Origin of the sequence: Arthrobacter sp. FW305-BF8 (assembly GCF_021789315.1) — a bacterium.
GTDB lineage: Bacteria > Actinomycetota > Actinomycetes > Actinomycetales > Micrococcaceae > Arthrobacter.
The window spans coordinates 2,305,412-2,321,754 of record NZ_CP084561.1; the positions used below are offsets into that span (position 1 = coordinate 2,305,412).

The 16,343-nt window shown below is 63.2% G+C and carries 10 protein-coding genes and 4 pseudogenes; 9 read left to right on the forward strand and 5 right to left on the reverse strand.

Annotation, left to right across the window (positions count from 1 at the left end):
• The first annotated feature begins 23 nt into the window (after positions 1-23).
• The 5 genes and pseudogenes from LFT45_RS10310 (at position 24) to LFT45_RS10330 (ending at position 4,576) form a co-directional block, all read left to right on the forward strand.
• Entirely contained in the window at positions 24-893 is an 870-nt protein-coding gene (locus tag LFT45_RS10310; RefSeq protein WP_236808343.1) for an alpha/beta fold hydrolase, read from the forward strand.
• Positions 890-1,368: pseudogene (locus tag LFT45_RS10315) on the forward strand (transposase); the annotation flags it as partial. The gene LFT45_RS10310 and the pseudogene LFT45_RS10315, both read left to right, overlap by 4 nt.
• A gap of 301 nt (positions 1,369-1,669) precedes the next feature.
• The gene (locus LFT45_RS10320) at positions 1,670-2,404 is read left to right on the forward strand and encodes an IS30 family transposase (protein WP_236809266.1); all 735 of its coding nucleotides are present in this window, start codon (positions 1,670-1,672) and stop codon (positions 2,402-2,404) included.
• A gap of 30 nt (positions 2,405-2,434) precedes the next feature.
• Positions 2,435-3,166: pseudogene (locus LFT45_RS10325) on the forward strand (IS256 family transposase); the annotation flags it as partial.
• A 1,134-nt stretch (positions 3,167-4,300) separates the two neighbouring features.
• The gene (locus LFT45_RS10330) at positions 4,301-4,576 is read left to right on the forward strand and encodes a DUF5655 domain-containing protein (RefSeq protein WP_236808344.1); all 276 of its coding nucleotides are present in this window, start codon (positions 4,301-4,303) and stop codon (positions 4,574-4,576) included.
• Between the two features lie 191 nt (positions 4,577-4,767).
• Here LFT45_RS10330 and LFT45_RS10335 read toward each other — a convergent pair whose 3' ends face one another.
• The gene (locus LFT45_RS10335) at positions 4,768-6,015 is read right to left on the reverse strand and encodes an IS256 family transposase (RefSeq protein WP_236809048.1); all 1,248 of its coding nucleotides are present in this window, start codon (positions 6,013-6,015) and stop codon (positions 4,768-4,770) included.
• Between the two features lie 457 nt (positions 6,016-6,472).
• Between LFT45_RS10335 and LFT45_RS10340 the strand changes: the two genes are divergently transcribed.
• Both LFT45_RS10340 and LFT45_RS10345 read left to right on the forward strand, forming a co-directional pair.
• On the forward strand, positions 6,473-7,732 hold the full coding sequence (locus LFT45_RS10340) for a multidrug effflux MFS transporter (protein WP_236809268.1): 1,260 nt from the start codon (positions 6,473-6,475) through the stop codon (positions 7,730-7,732).
• A 572-nt stretch (positions 7,733-8,304) separates the two neighbouring features.
• Positions 8,305-8,976 carry a response regulator transcription factor gene (locus tag LFT45_RS10345; RefSeq protein ID WP_236808350.1) on the forward strand — a complete coding sequence of 224 codons (672 nt, stop codon included), beginning with the start codon at positions 8,305-8,307 and terminating at the stop codon, positions 8,974-8,976.
• An 18-nt stretch (positions 8,977-8,994) separates the two neighbouring features.
• Here the strand turns inward: LFT45_RS10345 and LFT45_RS10350 are convergent, their stop codons facing one another.
• Together LFT45_RS10350 and LFT45_RS10355 are read right to left on the reverse strand one after the other, a co-directional pair.
• Positions 8,995-10,344 carry a sensor histidine kinase gene (locus LFT45_RS10350; RefSeq protein WP_236808357.1) on the reverse strand — a complete coding sequence of 450 codons (1,350 nt, stop codon included), beginning with the start codon at positions 10,342-10,344 and terminating at the stop codon, positions 8,995-8,997.
• 755 nt (positions 10,345-11,099) lie between these two features.
• The gene (locus LFT45_RS10355; protein WP_236808359.1) at positions 11,100-13,211 is read right to left on the reverse strand and encodes an Ig-like domain-containing protein; all 2,112 of its coding nucleotides are present in this window, start codon (positions 13,209-13,211) and stop codon (positions 11,100-11,102) included.
• Between the two features lie 801 nt (positions 13,212-14,012).
• Between LFT45_RS10355 and LFT45_RS10360 the strand changes: the two are divergent.
• Positions 14,013-14,313 (forward strand): annotated as a pseudogene (locus LFT45_RS10360) (DUF4193 family protein).
• Positions 14,314-14,687: 374 nt separating this feature from the next.
• Here the strand turns inward: LFT45_RS10360 and LFT45_RS10365 are convergent.
• On the reverse strand, positions 14,688-15,284 hold the full coding sequence (locus tag LFT45_RS10365; RefSeq protein ID WP_236808364.1) for a TetR/AcrR family transcriptional regulator: 597 nt from the start codon (positions 15,282-15,284) through the stop codon (positions 14,688-14,690).
• Between the two features lie 518 nt (positions 15,285-15,802).
• Between LFT45_RS10365 and LFT45_RS10370 the strand changes: the two genes are divergently transcribed.
• Positions 15,803-16,075 (forward strand): DNA gyrase subunit A, encoded by a 273-nt coding sequence (locus LFT45_RS10370; protein ID WP_236808365.1) that lies wholly within the window; start codon positions 15,803-15,805, stop codon positions 16,073-16,075.
• Between the two features lie 112 nt (positions 16,076-16,187).
• On the opposite strand, the pseudogene LFT45_RS10375 reads toward LFT45_RS10370, so the two are convergent.
• Positions 16,188-16,330: pseudogene (locus LFT45_RS10375) on the reverse strand (IS21-like element helper ATPase IstB); the annotation flags it as partial.
• Between the last annotated feature and the right edge of the window lie 13 nt (positions 16,331-16,343).

The following is a 16,343-nucleotide window of genomic DNA, read 5'->3' on the forward strand; positions in this document are numbered from 1 at the left end:
CCTACCAGAAAGCGGTCACTCTCATGAGTCACCACGGCCAGAACGCCGACGGCACCGTCATCACCTCTTACACCAAAGCCCCCGCGCGTTTCATCACGGTGGGCGGCGCGACATTCGCGTACCGAGAGCTGGGTCCGAGAGGCGGCATCCCGGTGGTGTTCTTCGTCCACCTCGCCGGGACCATGGACAACTGGGATCCCCGCATCATCGACCCCATCGCCCAAAACCGCCACGTCATCACCTTCGACCAGCTCGGCGTCGGCGGGACCTCGGGGAAAGTTCGAGGCACGCTCGAAGAAGCAGCCGATGACGCCTACTCGTTCATCACCGCCCTCGGCCACGACAAGATCGACATCTTCTCCTTCTCGATGGGCGGCATGATCGCCCAGGACCTCACCCTGAAACACCAGAACCTGGTCAGGAGACTCGTCCTCGCGGGGACGGGACCGCGTGGTGGCAAAGGCATGGACAAGGTCCTCGGCACCACTTACTTCGACATCGCCCGCGCAGCTCTCACCCGGTCGGACCCGAAAGAGTTCCTGTTCTTCAACCGCGACAGCACTGGCAAACGCGCCGCGAAAGCGTTCATCGAACGCCTGAAAGAGCGCACCATCGACCGAGACGCGGACATCAGCCTGCCCGGGTTCCAGAAGCAGCTGAGGGCCATCCAGAGATTCGGACGCTCGGCCCCGTCCGACCTCTCCGTCCTCACCCAGCCGACGCTGATCGCCAACGGCGGCCATGACCGCATGGTTCCCACGATCCTTTCCCACGACCTTCACCGGCGTATCAAAAACTCGGAGCTGATCATTTATCCCGGCTCCGGCCACGGCGCAATCTTCCAGTTCCACGACCAGTTCGCCTCGGTCGCCGTGAAGTTCCTCGGAAACTGATCCCCCCAGCATGCTCGTCCGCACATGAACTCCTGGCCCAGGCCAGGGAGCAGGGCATCGACCTCGTCGGGCCCTGACGGGCTGTTGAACCGACTCACGAAAAACGTCCTGGAAACCGCGCTGGAAGCGGAAATGGACGAACACCTCGGACACGAAAAGCACGACGTGTCCGTGCGGGAGCGGGAACTCCCGCAACGGCACCCGCACGAAGACCGTGCTGACCGAAATCGGGCCGGTGGAGATCGACGTGCCGCGGGATACCGGCTCGACCTTCGCCCCGCAGATAGTGAAGAAGCGGCAGCGCCGGCTGACCGGCGTGGATGAGATCGTGTTGTCACTCAGCGCGAAAGGCCTCACCACGGGGGAAATCGCGGCCCACTTCGCCGAGGTGTTCGGCGGCAGGGTCTCCAAGGACACCCTCTGGCGGATCACGGAGAAGGTCATCGGTGAGATGGTCGAGTGGCAGAACCGGCCCCCTGGACCTTGGGCGGTGTCTAACAGTCGTTGCGAATCCTGATCGGAAGGGATTCCAATGCCCAGGTACGCCGCGAACAGGATGCCGCCTCAAGTCAAACGCCTATATTTCGAGCTGATCAGGCAAGGGATCAGCGGCTCTGCTGCCTCGTTGCAGGTCGGCGTGTCGCTGAGCTGCGGCTCGCTGTGGTTCATCGATGCTGGCAGCGTGGAGTTCATAGACAAGCCGATCAGCCGCCGGTACCTGACGCAGGATGACCGGATCGAAATCGCCGATGGCCTCCCCGCCGGCGACTCGGTGAATAAAGCATTGGTCACCCGCCCAGGTCAGCCGCTGGCTCAGACGCCGTTGGCCCAGACGCAGCTCTTGGCATGTCTGCGCCGAGACCATCTACGAAGCCGTCTACCGCGGCCTGATCGCCGCGCAGGACGGCCTCACGCTCCGCACTGGCCGAACGTACCGCCATAAACGCGGGCGCGGCAGGAACCGTGAGGGGGCGTTGAAGCAGTCCACCAACATGAACCCGATCACCTATCGCCCCGCGGTCGTCGAGACTCGGACCCGCGCTGGGCACGAAGGAGATCTCATAATAGGCACCGGTCAGCGCTCAGCAATTGCCACGCTCGTCGAATGCAAGTCCAGGCTCACAGTCCTCGTCCCGATACGGGGCGGCCGTACAGCCCAGATCGTCGGTGATGCCCTCATCCAGGCGTTCACAATCCTTCCCACAGCTCTACGGGGCACGCTGACCTGGGACCAGGGCAACGAGATGTTCCACCATGAACGGATTGAGCGGGAGACGGGGCTGCACATCTACTTCGCCGATCCGCATTCCCCGTGGCAGCGAGGGACGAATGAGAACACGAACGGTCTGCTGCGCCAGTATTTCCTCAAGGGCACCGACCTGGGCCTGATCACCGATGAACGGCTACGGGAAGTCGGCATCGAACTCAACGACCGGCCACGGGAATGCCTAAAGGACCGCACACCAAATCAACTCATGGCACGGTGGAAACACCGGCTCCAAACCACTTAATTCGCGACGAGGACTGGAAACCGCCGGGCCTACCCTGTGGTGTTCATCGACGCGATCCACGTCAAGGTCCGCGACGGGCAGGTCACCAACCGGCCGGTCTACGTCGCGATCGGCGTCAGCGTCAACAGGGAACGGGACATCCTCGGGCTGTGGGCCGAGGACGGCGGCGAAGGGGCAAAGTTCTGGCTCTCGGTGCTGACCGAAATCAAGAACCGCGGCGTCGAGGACGTCTGCATCACGGTCTGCGACGGGCTCAAGGGCCTACCCGAGGCCATCACCACGGTCTGGGAGCGGGCTGTGGTCCAGACCTGCATCGTGCATCTGATCCGGAACACCTTCCACTATGCGGCCCGGCAGTACTGGGACGAGATGTCCCGGGACCTGCGCCCGGTCTACACGGCACCGTCCGAGGCCGCGGCGAAGGAACGCTTCGTGGAGTTCTCGACCAAATGGGGCCGGCAGTACCCGGCGATCACCCGGCTGTGGGAGAACGCCTGGAGCGAGTTCGTGCCGTTCCTGGACTACGACGTCGAAATCCGGCGGGTCATCTGCAGCACCAACGCCATCGAATCCATCAACGCACGCTACCGGCGCGCGGTCAGGGCCCGGGGCCATTTCCCCACCGAGCAGGCGGCCCTGAAATGCCTCTACCTCGCCACCCGGGCACTGGACCCGACAGGCAAAGGCAGGGCACGATGGGCCACACGATGGAAGCCGGCCCTGAATGCATTCGCCATCAGCTTCGACGGAAGAATCAACTAAATGCCAACCATGGATCCACCGAAAATCGGACAGTCCCCCCTGCGGATCAAATGTGGGCGTATTCCGCCCTGTTCAACGCCTCTTTCGTTGATCTTGTTGCGGGTCAGGTCCAGGCACGAACGCTTGGAGAGGGTGCGAAGGAAGCAGCCAGACCCGTCTTTCGGTAGAAGCATCGACCTCGAGCGGCGGGTACTTGCTGACCCGAATCGATTCCAATGCCCTGCAGTTTTCCATGGCTTGAAGCGATCCGTCTTCGGGCAGGACTCCGAAGAGTTCAAGGTGAGTCAGAGCTGGCAGCTCGGCTAGGGGTTCCAGGGAGCGAACCGTCGTCTGCTTGCCGGAGGAGTCCCAGCTCGGCAGGGTGCTGAGCCTAATCGTGCCTAGTCTCTGCAAGTGGCTAAGTGGAGCCAAATCTGAGACGTTCGGCAAGTGCATGATGCTCAAATATTCAAGGTTGCTAAGGCTGGCTATCGGTTCCAGATCTGTATCTGGATAGGTCGCAATTACTAAGGTCTTCAGGTTTTCGTAATCTGATAGGCCGCTAAGGGACTTGTATTTGCAGTGCCAAATCCTGATCGCTGATACCTGTGACGGGGATGGATGCGCAGGGAGGGAGCGGGCGCCATCTCTCATGTATTCAGCGATCATCCTGCCACGGTACTTGAAACGAGGCAGCAGCCTTCCGCCTTGGCGTGGTCGGGCTGAACCCTACTAGTCATGGCCGGGTTCGTCGCTCGACGTAGCGTGACCACGCGTCGCCTGCTGCGTCGGCGTGGAGGAATGCGATTTGGTGGCTGTAGCCGAGTGCGGTGCAGGGGAAAGGGTGAGGTGTTCGTCGAGTGCGGTGTTTCGTGCGCCGCGCAGGTCGATGCCGAGGCTACGGAGCCCGGTCCATGATGCCATTCGGGTGAAGTGGTTGTCCGGCGCGGGTTCCCGGGAATAGCCAAGGACTTTGGGCGTCTGATCCTGTTCTGAGGTTCGGGCGGTTTCGCAGGTGTTCTTGGAGTAGTTCTGCGAAGGGTTGGGGCACGGGAAGAGTGCTGCGTCTGCCTGTCGTATGCTGGCTGGATGGCTCGCACGGCAAGAGAACGCATTGATGGTGATCCACTTTCGTCCGGCGTTTACAGCGCGCCTATGGACAAGATTTCTGAGCTGGACGGGTGTGAGCTGCAGGAGAACGCGTCGTCGTTCCACGTTGCTCACGGACGAGCGTTCCTCGGTATCCATCCCCGCCGTGGCGGTATCCTGATCAACATTGTTCTAACCAGGGAACTCGAATCGGCACGGGTTCACCGCGCAGAGCGTGTGTCGGCCAACCGTTGGCACAACGAAGTGATCCTGAAGAACCCCGCAGAGATCGACGCCGAACTGTTCATCTGGATCCGTGAAGGATATGCCCACACCGCGTGAGGTTCTTGGCGGGTCCGGCTGGCCATGGTGCCTCTCGTCCCGATGTTCCTGACGTCGAAGTCAGGTAGTAGGAACCTGGGAAAGTGGCCCCGCAGGGAACCTGGTCGACGGATGCGGATTGCGCGTCTCTACTGAGGGGGTGTCAAGTTTTCTGTGTAAGGGACCGGTCGGTTATCCGTTCTGCCGGTTGGTCAGATCGGAAGTCGGTTGGGGAACTGGACGGCGAAAGCGTTTAGTGCCTGGTGCCATCCTTGGGTGCCGGTTCCGAGCTCGCCGCCGCGGGTGGTTTCGATGTTCCGGATCCCGAGGTAGACCAGCTTGATCGCGGCCTCATCGGAGGGAAATGAGCCTCTGGTCTTTGTGATTTTCCGGAGCTGGTAGTTGATCGATTCGATCTGGTTCGTGGTGTAGATGACCTTCCGAATTTCCGGGGTGAAGGCCAGGAACGGGGTGAAGTCCTCCCATGCGTTCCGCCACGCCAGCACCGCCCCGGGCGCCGTGCTCTGCCAGGCCTGCGCGAATGCCTCCATGGCCAGTTCGGCGGCCTGCACGGTCGGTGCGGTGTAGATCGGGCGCATGTCCCGGGCCATGGCTTTGCGTGCTCCGTAGGAGGCGTATTTCATGGCCGAGCGCAGCAGGTGCACGACGCAGGTCTGCACGACGGTCTGCGGGTAGATGCTGTTCACCGCTGCCGGCAGCCCGGTGAGCCCGTCGCAGCACAGGATGAGGATGTCGGCGGCTCCGCGGTTGCGAATCTCGGTGAGGACGTTGGCCCAGAACTTCGCCCCTTCCGAGGTGCCCAGCCACAGGCCCAGGACCTGCTTGCGGCCCTCCACGTCCACGCCGACGGCCACGTGGCAGGCCTTGTTCACCACGACCCCACCGTCCCTGATTTTCAGCCAGATCGCGTCAATGTAGACGATCGGATACACGGACTCCAGGGGCCGGTTTTGCCATTGGGCGACCTCGTCGGCGATCACGTCCGTGACCCTGGAAATCGTCGCGGCGGAGACCTTGGTCCCGTAGATCTCATCGAGGTGGGAGCCGATGTCCCTGGTGCTCATTCCCCGGGCGTAGAGGGACAGGATCATGTCTTCGACCTTGCCCAGCCGGCGGGCCCGCTTTGGCACAATCACGGGCTCGAAAGAACTGTTCCTGTCCCGCGGCACGGTGACCTGCACCGGGCCTTGGAGAGTCTGAACACTCTTGGTGGTCTTGCCATTGCGGGAGTTGCCCGTGCCCTGCCCGGCGGGGTCCCCGGACTCATAGCCAAGGTGGTCACTCATCTCGGTTTCCAAGGCCCGTTCCAGTACCGCGCGGGTCATCCGGGAGAGCAGTTCCTCCACGCCGTTGCGGCCCTCTCCGAGGTCCTCGGCGGCCGTGACGAGCGCGTCAATCTGGTCGGCGCTCAAAACGCCTTCAAGGGGGTTGGTGGTCATACTGATTTCGGCCAAGAGGGCCCGTCCTTTCAGGGGTGAAACCGCAGGTCACACCCTAGTTAGAGACCGGACCCTTACACACTCAATGAAACACCCTCTCTACTGAAGGTCCAGGGCGTGCCCGTACTGCGACCAGCCGCCAACGAACAGGGGCCTTTGCCAAGACCCAGGTGTTCCAGGACCAGCAGGTTATGGCAGGCGGTCACTCCCAACCGCATACGGCAAGGCAACCCGGGACTGGGAAGTAAGGAGCCGCCCTGCCTACCATTCGCAGTCCTCTCCACCCTGGTCTCTGGATTCCCGGAAGAATGCCAGGGGCGCCGGGGAGCGCGCATGGCAGCCAGACTGCGGACGCCGGTTTAGGACGACTTCGCCGCGGGTACTCCCATAACTTCAGTTGGACCGCTCAAGCCACGCGGCGGACCCGTGCTTTCACACAAGTTAGGTTTGCCGCGTGATGGATCCGTCCCACCCCCACAACACCAGCAAGCAGGCACCGCGCACCTTCAAGTACATCCTCGTGCTGGGCGCCCTGGCCGCGCTTCCGGCCCTCACCACGGACATGCATCTGCCCTCCTTGCCCGCCGTGGAGGCTGACCTCCAAACCACCCAGACCGCCGCCCAGCTCACGTTGTCCGGAACCCTTGCCGGCATCGGGCAGTTGGTGATCGGCCCGTTTTCGGACCGATTCGGACGACGGCTGCCGCTTGTCATCGGCATTTCGCTGCACGTGGTCGTCTCGTTGTTATGCTCCATGACGCCGAACATCGAAGCGCTGACAGGGCTGCGCGTGCTGCAGGGCTTCTTCAACGCGGCCGCTGCCGTGGTGGCCCTCGCTGTCATCCGTGACCGCTTCGTCGGCTCCGCTGCCGCCCAGCTGCTGTCCCGGCTAATGCTGGTGATCGGCGTCGCGCCGCTCCTGGCCCCCACCGTGGGCCAAGCCATCGCCGGACTCTGGGACTGGCGGGCGGTCTTTTATGCACTGGCGCTCATAGGGGTCGCCCTGGTGGCAATCGTCTGGAAGTTCATGCCGGAGACGCTGCCCGAGGACCGGCGCAGCCCGGGCCACCCCAGCCATGTAGCCAAAGCCTACGGGTCCCTGCTGCGGGACAAGCACTTCATGGCGCTGGCCGTCATCCCCGGGCTTGGGCTGGCCCTCATCATGAGCTACGTGGTGGGCTCCCCCTTCGTCTTCCAGAACGAATACGGCCTCACCGCCCAGCAATTCGCCCTCGTCTTCGCCCTCAACGGCACCGCGCTTGTCCTATCGGCGCAACTCAACGCCGCCCTTGTTCGAAAATTCCCGCCCGTCCGTCTCCTGCGCACCGCCCTCCTGGTGCAGCTGGGCCTCGCCCTGCTGCTGCTCGTGCTGGTGGCGACAGGTACCGGCGGCCTATTTGGCCTGATGGCCGGCCTGTGGCTGGTCCTGTCAGCCCAAGGCATGATCCCGGCAAACGCCTCCGTACTGGCACTGCACAACTATGGCCACATGGCGGGAACGGCCACAGCGGTTATCGGAGCCCTGCAGTCTGGCGTCGCCGGGCTCGTCAGTCTTTTGACGGGGGTCCTGGGCGGAAATGCGCTGTCGATGGTCAGTGTCATGGTCGGCAGTTGTGCCTTGGCAGTGACCGTGCTTGCCGCAGGAACTCCTGCGTACCGGAAGGGCGGCTGGCCGGAGCACGCGGAACGCGATGATGACCAGCGGGTCAGTCCTTAGTACCGCCGTAAGCGTCGGTATTACCGACCATGCAGCCCAGCCCGGATTCAGCGCTGTGAAGAACCCAAAATCCGCGCCAGCCGCGCCACTGTCCAGATCTGCAGGGCTTTTCGGTCCCCGACGAATTTCACATGCAGACAGCGCCGAGTGTCAGGTTGAAAGCTAGGACCGTAACGGTGAAACGTCAGCTGAAACGAAACGGACTCTACTGTAATTTGCGGCGATAAATGGCGGTGCTTTTGCACCGCTCCATGTCGCCCCCGGATCACCCTCCCAGCTTCCGGGAAGGGCTGGGTGCCGGGCTGTCGGGTCCAACCGCGTATCGGTGGTTGAGCGACCATCAGAAGGTGTTGCCATCGCCGGTTCGGGATTTCGGTGTGCCCCATGCAGGGCCTTTGTCATCACTGCCCTGCTTCATCACTGCCCTGCGCGCCGGCATAACGCGATAACCTGTGTGACAGCCCTGCGTTCCTCATCATTTTCAAATGATTCTTCGCATACCGCTGCTGGACACTTGGCCCGGTCAGTCGCACACTGATGCTTGTCCCGGTACAGGTGAGAGGATGCCAACCGTGCGGGTCCTGCTTGTGGAAGACGAAGTCCTGCTCGCTGAGACGATTCGGCAGGGGCTGACGACCGCCGGTTTCGTCGTCGATGTTGCCCACGACGGTGTTGATGGGCTGTGGGCCGCCTCGGAGAACCTCTATGACGTTGTCGTACTGGATGTGATGCTTCCGGGTATGCATGGGTACGAGGTTCTGAAGCAGATGCGGGAGCGGCGGAATTGGATGCCAGTGATCATGCTTACGGCAAAGGATGGTGAATACGACCAAACCGATGCGTTCGATCTGGGAGCAGACGACTACCTCACCAAACCGTTCAGCTTCCTGGTCCTGGTGGCACGGCTGCGGGCACTCATTCGCCGCGGTTCGCCCGAACGGCCGGTGGTTTTGGAGGTCGGTTCCCTGAGGCTGGACCCGACAACGCGACATGTGGCACGGCACGGCCAGGGCATCTCCCTGACTGCCCGGGAGTTTGGTTTGCTGGAATACCTGATGCGCAGCCCGGAGCAGGTCTTGTCGAAGGCTCAGATCCTCGACAACGTCTGGGACCCGGAGTTCCGGGGCGGGGACAACGTCGTCGAGGTTTATATCGGGTATTTGCGCAGGAAAATCGATGAGCCGTTCGGCCTCAACACGCTGAGGACGATACGGGGCATGGGATACAGGCTCAGCCCTGATTAGGTTTTTGCGACTGGCACTTCAAAAGGGCAGCGGGGCAAGTGGGGCCATCGGCGGGAAACTGACCTCAAAACGACACCATCCCTGTGACGTCTCGGCTGCGATAACTCGGCCAGCGTGGGCCTCCACTATGGCACGGGCGATCGCCAGTCCCAGCCCGCTGCCGCCCTGGTGGCGTGACCGGCTTTCATCCAGGCGGACGAATCGTCCGAAAATCCTTTCCCTGTCGGCCACTGGCACAGGGGCTCCGTCGTCGTCGATGGTCACGACCACTGCCTTAGCGGTGACCGACAGTTTCACGGCGATGGTCCCTGCGGCATGGCGGTCGGCGTTGTCGAGCACGTTCCGAAATGCCTGGCTCAGCCGGACCGGGTCTCCCGTAATCCTGGCCGGGACCAGATCAGCGACGATCCGGTGTTGGCTTGTGGCGTTCACTCGGCGCAATTCAGCGGCCAGAACATCGTCGAGGTCGACATCCTCACTGCGGAGGGCCAGTCCTTCGTCATTGGCCTTGGACAATGTCAGGAGGTCTTCCACGAGGCCCTGCAACCGACGCGTCTCTTCGGCGAGGATTGGCTGCATGCCCCGCCATGTTTCTCCGGAGGAGTCAGCGATAGAGATGTCCAGGCCTGTGCGGATGGTCGTGAGCGGACCCCGTAATTCATGGCTGGCGTCGGAGACGAACTGCCGTTGCCTTTGGTCGGCTGTTTCGATCCGGTCCAGCATGGAATTCATTGTGACCGCCAAGGCCTGCAGCTCGTCCCCTGTCGCGGGGACGTCGACCCGCTGGCTCAACCTTCCCGCGTCGATATAGCTGACCTGTGTACGGATGGTGTCCACCTGCCGCAGTGAACGCCCGATCAGGTAATGCACGGACAGGCCCACCACACCCAGCAGCAAGGGCATGGCAACCAGCCAGAGCCAGGTGACAATCCGGACCGTGTCTGACTGGGGCTGAATGGCTTGGCCGGCCAGGACCCAATACTTCCTGCCCTCATCATCAACGCCCAACACCACAACGTAGCGCTCGTCGGCGTCTCCTAGGAGACCGGGCACCGATACGCTGTCGGTCGCGCTCTCATCAGGAGCCGGCCTGAGAAAAGTGAGGGGAGTTTTTATCAGCCTGGGCTCCGACGCGCCGATTACCCTCCCCGTCTCGTCGATGATTTGCACCAAGGGGTCTTTCTTTACGGTAGCGGCGACTGCCAGGCTCGCTTCTTCGGCATCTTGGTTATGTATCAGGGCCGCTACATCCTGCACCTTGGTCCGCAGCAGACTGTCAGTCCCCGACACGAGTGCCGACCCCAGTATCAGGAGCATCAGCAGCCCGCCGGTCAGCAGGGCGAGGGCGACGACGGCCAAGGCCGCCACGGTGGACTGCCATCGGAGTCCACGCAGCAGACCCGCTCCACGCCCCCGGCGTATTTGCTCGGATACGCGCACCGGGAGCGCAGCTGAGGACGACGGACCCCGTTGAACCATGAAACCAAGGATTCAGGCTGAACCGTCCCGATGCAATGAGAGCCCTGCCTGTCTCAGTTTCCTCTCAGGAACCCGGCCCCATCATGGATGCGGTACTGGATACCGAATGACAACCAAGACGAAAGCATCAGGCGATGAACCGGATAGGAAATTGGCCAGACCCAATGTGACAGACATAGGGCGACGAGGCAGCCATCCTGACCATCATCGACGTCTTCGACGACTGGTTCCGCGAGGGCGCTGCCCAGGTCAGCTCATTCCTGCACGTGAAGTCCAGCTCAGCGCGCCTCGGCCGTAGGAGGCGCCCTGGCCATCCTGGACAGTGCACTCGCCCGGGCACCGCGGTAGGCGCTGCAGCGCCGGCCGGCGCGCTGCCTTCCCAAAGGCGTTCCCGAATGGCCCAGCGTTCGGACTCGGCGACACTCCTGCCGGGCAGAACCGAAGCCGGCATCAACCACCTCGGCGCCGGCTCCTGAAACACCACGCCAGGGTGATGCATGCCAGGGGCAACGAACCCGAAGCGGACAGCTTCGCATGTGGCGTGGATGCGTAGCGGAGACACAGCCCAATCCGAAGCGTGAAGCACCGCCCGCACATGCGTGGGGCGGTGCTTCCTGAACGGTTTTCCGTTGGGTATGGAGTGGTTAGCTTGTGCCGGTGGTAAAGCTCCAGGCGGTGCTGGCCAGGGGAGTGCCGGCCACATCCCGTACCGCGGCGGTTCCGCCGGTGAGGGTGGCGGTGTACCTGATGCTGGCGGCAAGAGTGGCTGCCGGGTTGAGGATCCACTGGTTGGTGGTCCCGTTGCGGGTGACCGTGGCCGCCACTGCCGCGCCGGTCGCGGCGTTCTTCAGGGTGAAGGTGGCGGTGCTGACGCCGTTCACGGGCTTACTGAACGTCGCCGTGATGTTGGCCGCCCTCAGCGTTCCGGTGCCGTTCACTGCCGGGGCCCGGGAGGTCACTGTCGGCGCGGAGCCTGTGGTGAACCGCCAGCTGGTCGTTGCGAGCGGCCGGTTGGCGAGGTCGCGGATGGCGGCCGTGCCGCCGGTCAGGATGACAGTGTAGGACGTGCCCGGGGTGAGCAGGGCGGTGGGATTCAGCGTTGCACGGCGGGTGGCCTGGTCGTACGTCACCGTCGCCGGAATAGTTGTCCCGGCGGCGTTCTTCACGGTGAACGTGCCGCCGGAGACTCCCTGGACGAACTCACTGAAAGTGGCGGTGATGTTCGTGCCGGTACCCACGCCGGTCGCGGCCGATGCGGGTGTCCGTCCCGTGACGGTCGGCGCGACGGTGTCGGCAGGGCCGATCCGGACAGCCCGGCTGGCTACGGCGCTGACGTTGCCGGCGGCGTCCGTTGCCCTCACGTTGAACACGTAGGTCCCGTTGGCCTGGGCGTCCCAGGTTTTGGGTGACGCGCAGGTGGGGTCCCAGGCGGTGTTGCTGGGAAGCAGCTGGCACTCGAATCTCGCGCCGGCTTCGCTGCTGAAGTTCAGCGTCGGGGTGGTGTCCAGGGTCGGTGTTGACGGGAACGGTGCGATGACCGAGGCCACCGGCGCAGCACTGTCCACGGTGAACGTGAGCGTCGGGGAGGTCAGGAACTGGGGAACTCCGGCCGGGACAACACCGGTCAGCGGGTCCGGTACGAAGGCTGGGTTCGCGGTCCGGGACTGGATCCTGTGCACACCCTGGCCCAGTGGTGCCAGCCGGGCGGAGTAGTTTCCGCCGGCCAGGGTGGTGGCCACGGGGGTGGCCGCCCCGTCCACGATCAGCTGCACGGGCGCGGTGCTGCCCGCTGCCACGGCACCGGTGACGGTGGGTGCCGTGACGTTGGTGATGTTGTCCGTGGCGGACCGGCCGCTGTCACTGGCTGCCGCCAGATCCGGGGCGGAGGGGACGCCGTCGGACCCTTCCGCTATCAGTCCCTGGACTGTGAAGGTGTTGACGGTGAGGGTGTTGATCCCGGGACCTCCGGCGTTGGGGCCGGTGATCACGACGGCGTTCGTGCCGGAGGGCGCGCCGGTGACCGTCCGTGCTGTGTTGATGTCACCCAATGTCCCGGGGGCGGCTCCCACCTGGCGGAGGAAGGTCGCGGTGCTGCCGGCCTTGTAGTCACCCAGGAAAGCGGCACCGACACTTGCCCAGTCGCAGGGCACGGTCGGGCTGGGTGCGCACACGCCGGAGTCAATGGTGGTTTTGATCCTGCCCAAGGCAGCGTTCTTGGGATCCGGCGCGGCCGTCAGAACGTTCACGCCGTAGGGGTGGGCGATGGTGTAGGTGGCGTTGGGAACGAGGTTGTCCACGAGGAACCGCAGCCTGGCGAAACCCATCTGCTGCCCGGGCTCCACCACGCCGTTGGTGTGGGCGCCTTCAAGTCCGGCCTCATAGAGCCCGAGGTTGCCGCCGGTCGCGGACGCCTGGAACCAGAACGCCTCCTCGGGGAAATTGTCCGGATACGACGCCGGCGCGGCAGGGTCCGGCGGCTCGGAAAGGCACCCGGCACCGGCCATGTAGCAGAGCTGCAGCTTCACCGTGCCGTCGGAAAACCAGGTCGGAAAGCCGTTGGACGGATCCACAGGCCCCACACCGGCTGCCGCCGCGCTGGCAGGAACCGCGGCCAACGGCGACAAGGCGGCACTCAGCAGCGCGGCAGCAGCAACAGATGCCAGTCCGCCCGCGGCCCGTGCCTGGCTCCGCCGCGGGCGAGACCCGGTTCGGGCTGCACCGTCAGGCGCTGTGTGGCTAAGTAAATTCGCAAACATTTTGACTCCTTCGGACTTGAAATGGCCCCCAGTACCTTCCAGGCCAGATCAGTAAGTGGCACCCACCACACCGCTACCGTGAAACACGGACCTTGGATAAATGCACGCCCTCCCTGCCCTTGGCAAACCCCCCACCCACTCAAAAAGGGGACCAGCATCCCCCTCTTAGCGTCCTGCTGTCCGCCTCGCCGCGCGGCTCCCGCCGGAAACGCCGCCCCCTCCGGGAACGTCGAAGTAGACCTTTCGCCAGTCCGGAATTGGGCGGCGTGAGCCGAAAAGCATTAGAAGGGTCACGGCCCTTGCCCTCAGCCAGCCCGACGGATAAGGCCAACTTTCCTGCCCGGGATGCGTCCGGATGACCGGCGCATGCACTGGCGTTGTATGCAGCCCTTGTCGAAACGCGAGTATCAACTGGCTCGTGGGCATCGCGCTGTGGCCCGTCTTAGCTGGGTCGCGGAGCAAGGCGTGGGCAACCCCGGGAAGCGGTGCGAAATCCTCTCGCCCGCGTACCGTCACGCCCCAAGGAGATGCAACGTTTTTCCAAGTTCATGGCTGGATGCTTGATGCAGGGCCGGTGGCGGTGGTCCGGGTCCCCCCTCCAGGATCTGCTGCACAGTCCACTCCGCCGCCGGCCCCGATCTCGCCGTACGCATATCCTCACCGCCCGAGTACGCTTCCCGGGCCTGGCGCGGACAGGACGGGAACGGCCGCCACTAGGCCAGCCGCTCGGGTCAGCGTTGCCGGCCGTTGGTGTGCGTTGGCTACCCCAAAGATCAAACATTGGAAGGATCGCCGCCCACGGTGGCAGCCGATTACGACGAAGTGCGTTCCGACGTCAAAGAATCCCAGGGCAGTTCCCTTGAAGCGCTACGCTCCGCCCAGGCGCCGAAACCAACAGTGTGGTCCGGGACCTCGAGGAAACCGACGCACTGGACGATACCGTCATCCCGGGCGGAGAGTTCGTCGCGGAGGAACTCGTTGTCCAGGTCGTGCCCGAGGCGGATGACGCGTTTACCTGCCACTCATGCTTCCTGGTCCGTCACCGGTCCCAAATCGCCACCGAACGCGATGGCCACCTCTACTGGTCGAATGTGAAGGCTAGGTCCGAGACATCGGGTGCCCCTGGCCGGAACGGATCACGACCGCTCACGCGACTGAAACGGCCAAAATCCGCAACGGAAAGATTCTCCGGCCGTGGTCGCAACCCTCGGAGTGCAACTTTTGGCCTCCCCTGCGTGCCCGGAAGCGGCCCTGCTCCGGCACCTCTATGACGTCCAGGACCCGGAAGACCTACCGCCGTTCACCCAGCCTGAGGTTTAGGTGAACATGCGTGCCGTCCCGATGTTCCTATGAGTCAAATTGAGCACGCAGTCTGGTTTGACCGCACTCACTTTCCACAAAAGAAGCGTCCGTCGCGGCTTAATTCGAGCCGCTTTGGCATTTAGCTTTAGCGAAAGTTTGCCGGGTTGGCGTACTTCAGGGCCGGTGGCTGTCGATGAGCAGGGTAGCCATGTCCTTGGCGCGGGCAGCGGCGCGGGGGTCACCTTCCGCCGCGGCGACGATGGCTCCCTTGATCAGGATGTGGATTGACCAGGAGAAGTCGTAGGGGTTGTCGAGGCCGGCGGATCTTGCGAGATCGGCGATCTGCTCCCGCGTCTTTTCCAGGTACTGGATGCTCGCCTTCCCGAGAGGGTGGTCCGGACCCATTTCCATCATCACGTGAAGGAAGGAACTGACCTGCACCGCGCCCTGGCGGAACCAGTCGTCAAAGACGTCGAAGACGGTCAGCATGGCCGCCTCGCCGCGGGTCCCGTTCCGGGCGATAGCGTCCTCGATCGCGGCAGTGCGTTCCTGGTACCACTGCTCAAGGAAGGCCAGGACGACGTCGTCCTTGGACTGAAAGTGCCGGTAGAACGTCGCCTTGGCCACCCCTGAAGCACGGATCAGTTCGTCGACTCCTACATCGCGGATCCCCCGCCTGGCGAACAGTTCGTAGGCGACGGCAAGGATCTTCTCCGGGGGACTGCCCGTTGCAGGTCGCCTTGTCTGTCCGGTCCCCTCTGAGGTGTCCACAAACCGGATAATACACGAGCACGAGAATGACCGTTCTGTCTGGGTCTGCCATGAATTCAGTCCTAACGTGACTTCCCAGGACGTTGCAGGAACTGTCCACGCTTGCCTGCCCACGGCTCCTTTGTCGTGGACACTCTTGGAAAAATCGCTAAATCAGTGGACTCACACCGGTGACGCTGCACCGTAGGCTCCTTTTGCCGGGGGAAGCAGAGCCGGCCCCTGGGTTTAGCCGGATAATGGGTGACGAGCCAGGCTTTGCTGTTGAGCTGGACATTGATGCCGGGAACGGTCAACAGCGTTTTTGGTTCTGGTTGCCGGAGGAAACCGGCAAGCGCCTTGGTTCCTTTCTGGCCGACACATCGACACCACCAGCTCCGTAGCAGGTCCTTGGCGGCATCGGTCACAAGGAGACCTGCTGGCGGTGCGGTACAGGTTTCCCTCAAAAAATGAAGTGCCAAGCTTAAGATTCCCAATGGGGCGCAGAGTCCCAGAGACTTCCGTCGTGCAAGAATCGCCGCATGGATGAGGATGAGTGGCAGACAAGGCAACAATTGATGATCCACGATGCCTTGGCACAGGCCATGGATCGGCGTGACGAGGTCTTCCAGATCATTGAAAATTCAGAGGACATAGACGAAGCAATCCGTCGGGTGGGTCAGCTGCTGGGGGTGGGAGAGTTGGGCAGCCGGGCAGTCCTCGACCTGCAGGCCAGAAGATTCACCCGAGACCAGCGTCAGGCCATCGCTTCGTATGCAGAAGAACTTAGATCAAGGTTGCCTGATGGCCGCTGAAAACTTCTTGTTCTTGGTCGATCCCTGGTTCCTCGATCGAATGCGTCCGGATTAGTTGCCGGTAAACGTGGCGCGGCTCAGCCATCCGACTTGGCCGGCTTTCCCCTTGGTGGAGTAGCCCAAGGAGCCGAGTGGCGAGGGTGTATTTCACCCGGTGGCCCTTCTCCGCGGCCGCGGCCGCGGTGCCGAGACCGATGAACAGGTGGGATTTACCGGTCCGGAGTCTCCGATGAGGCCCAGGGACGGGCCCTTGCGCGGGCCCAGGCCC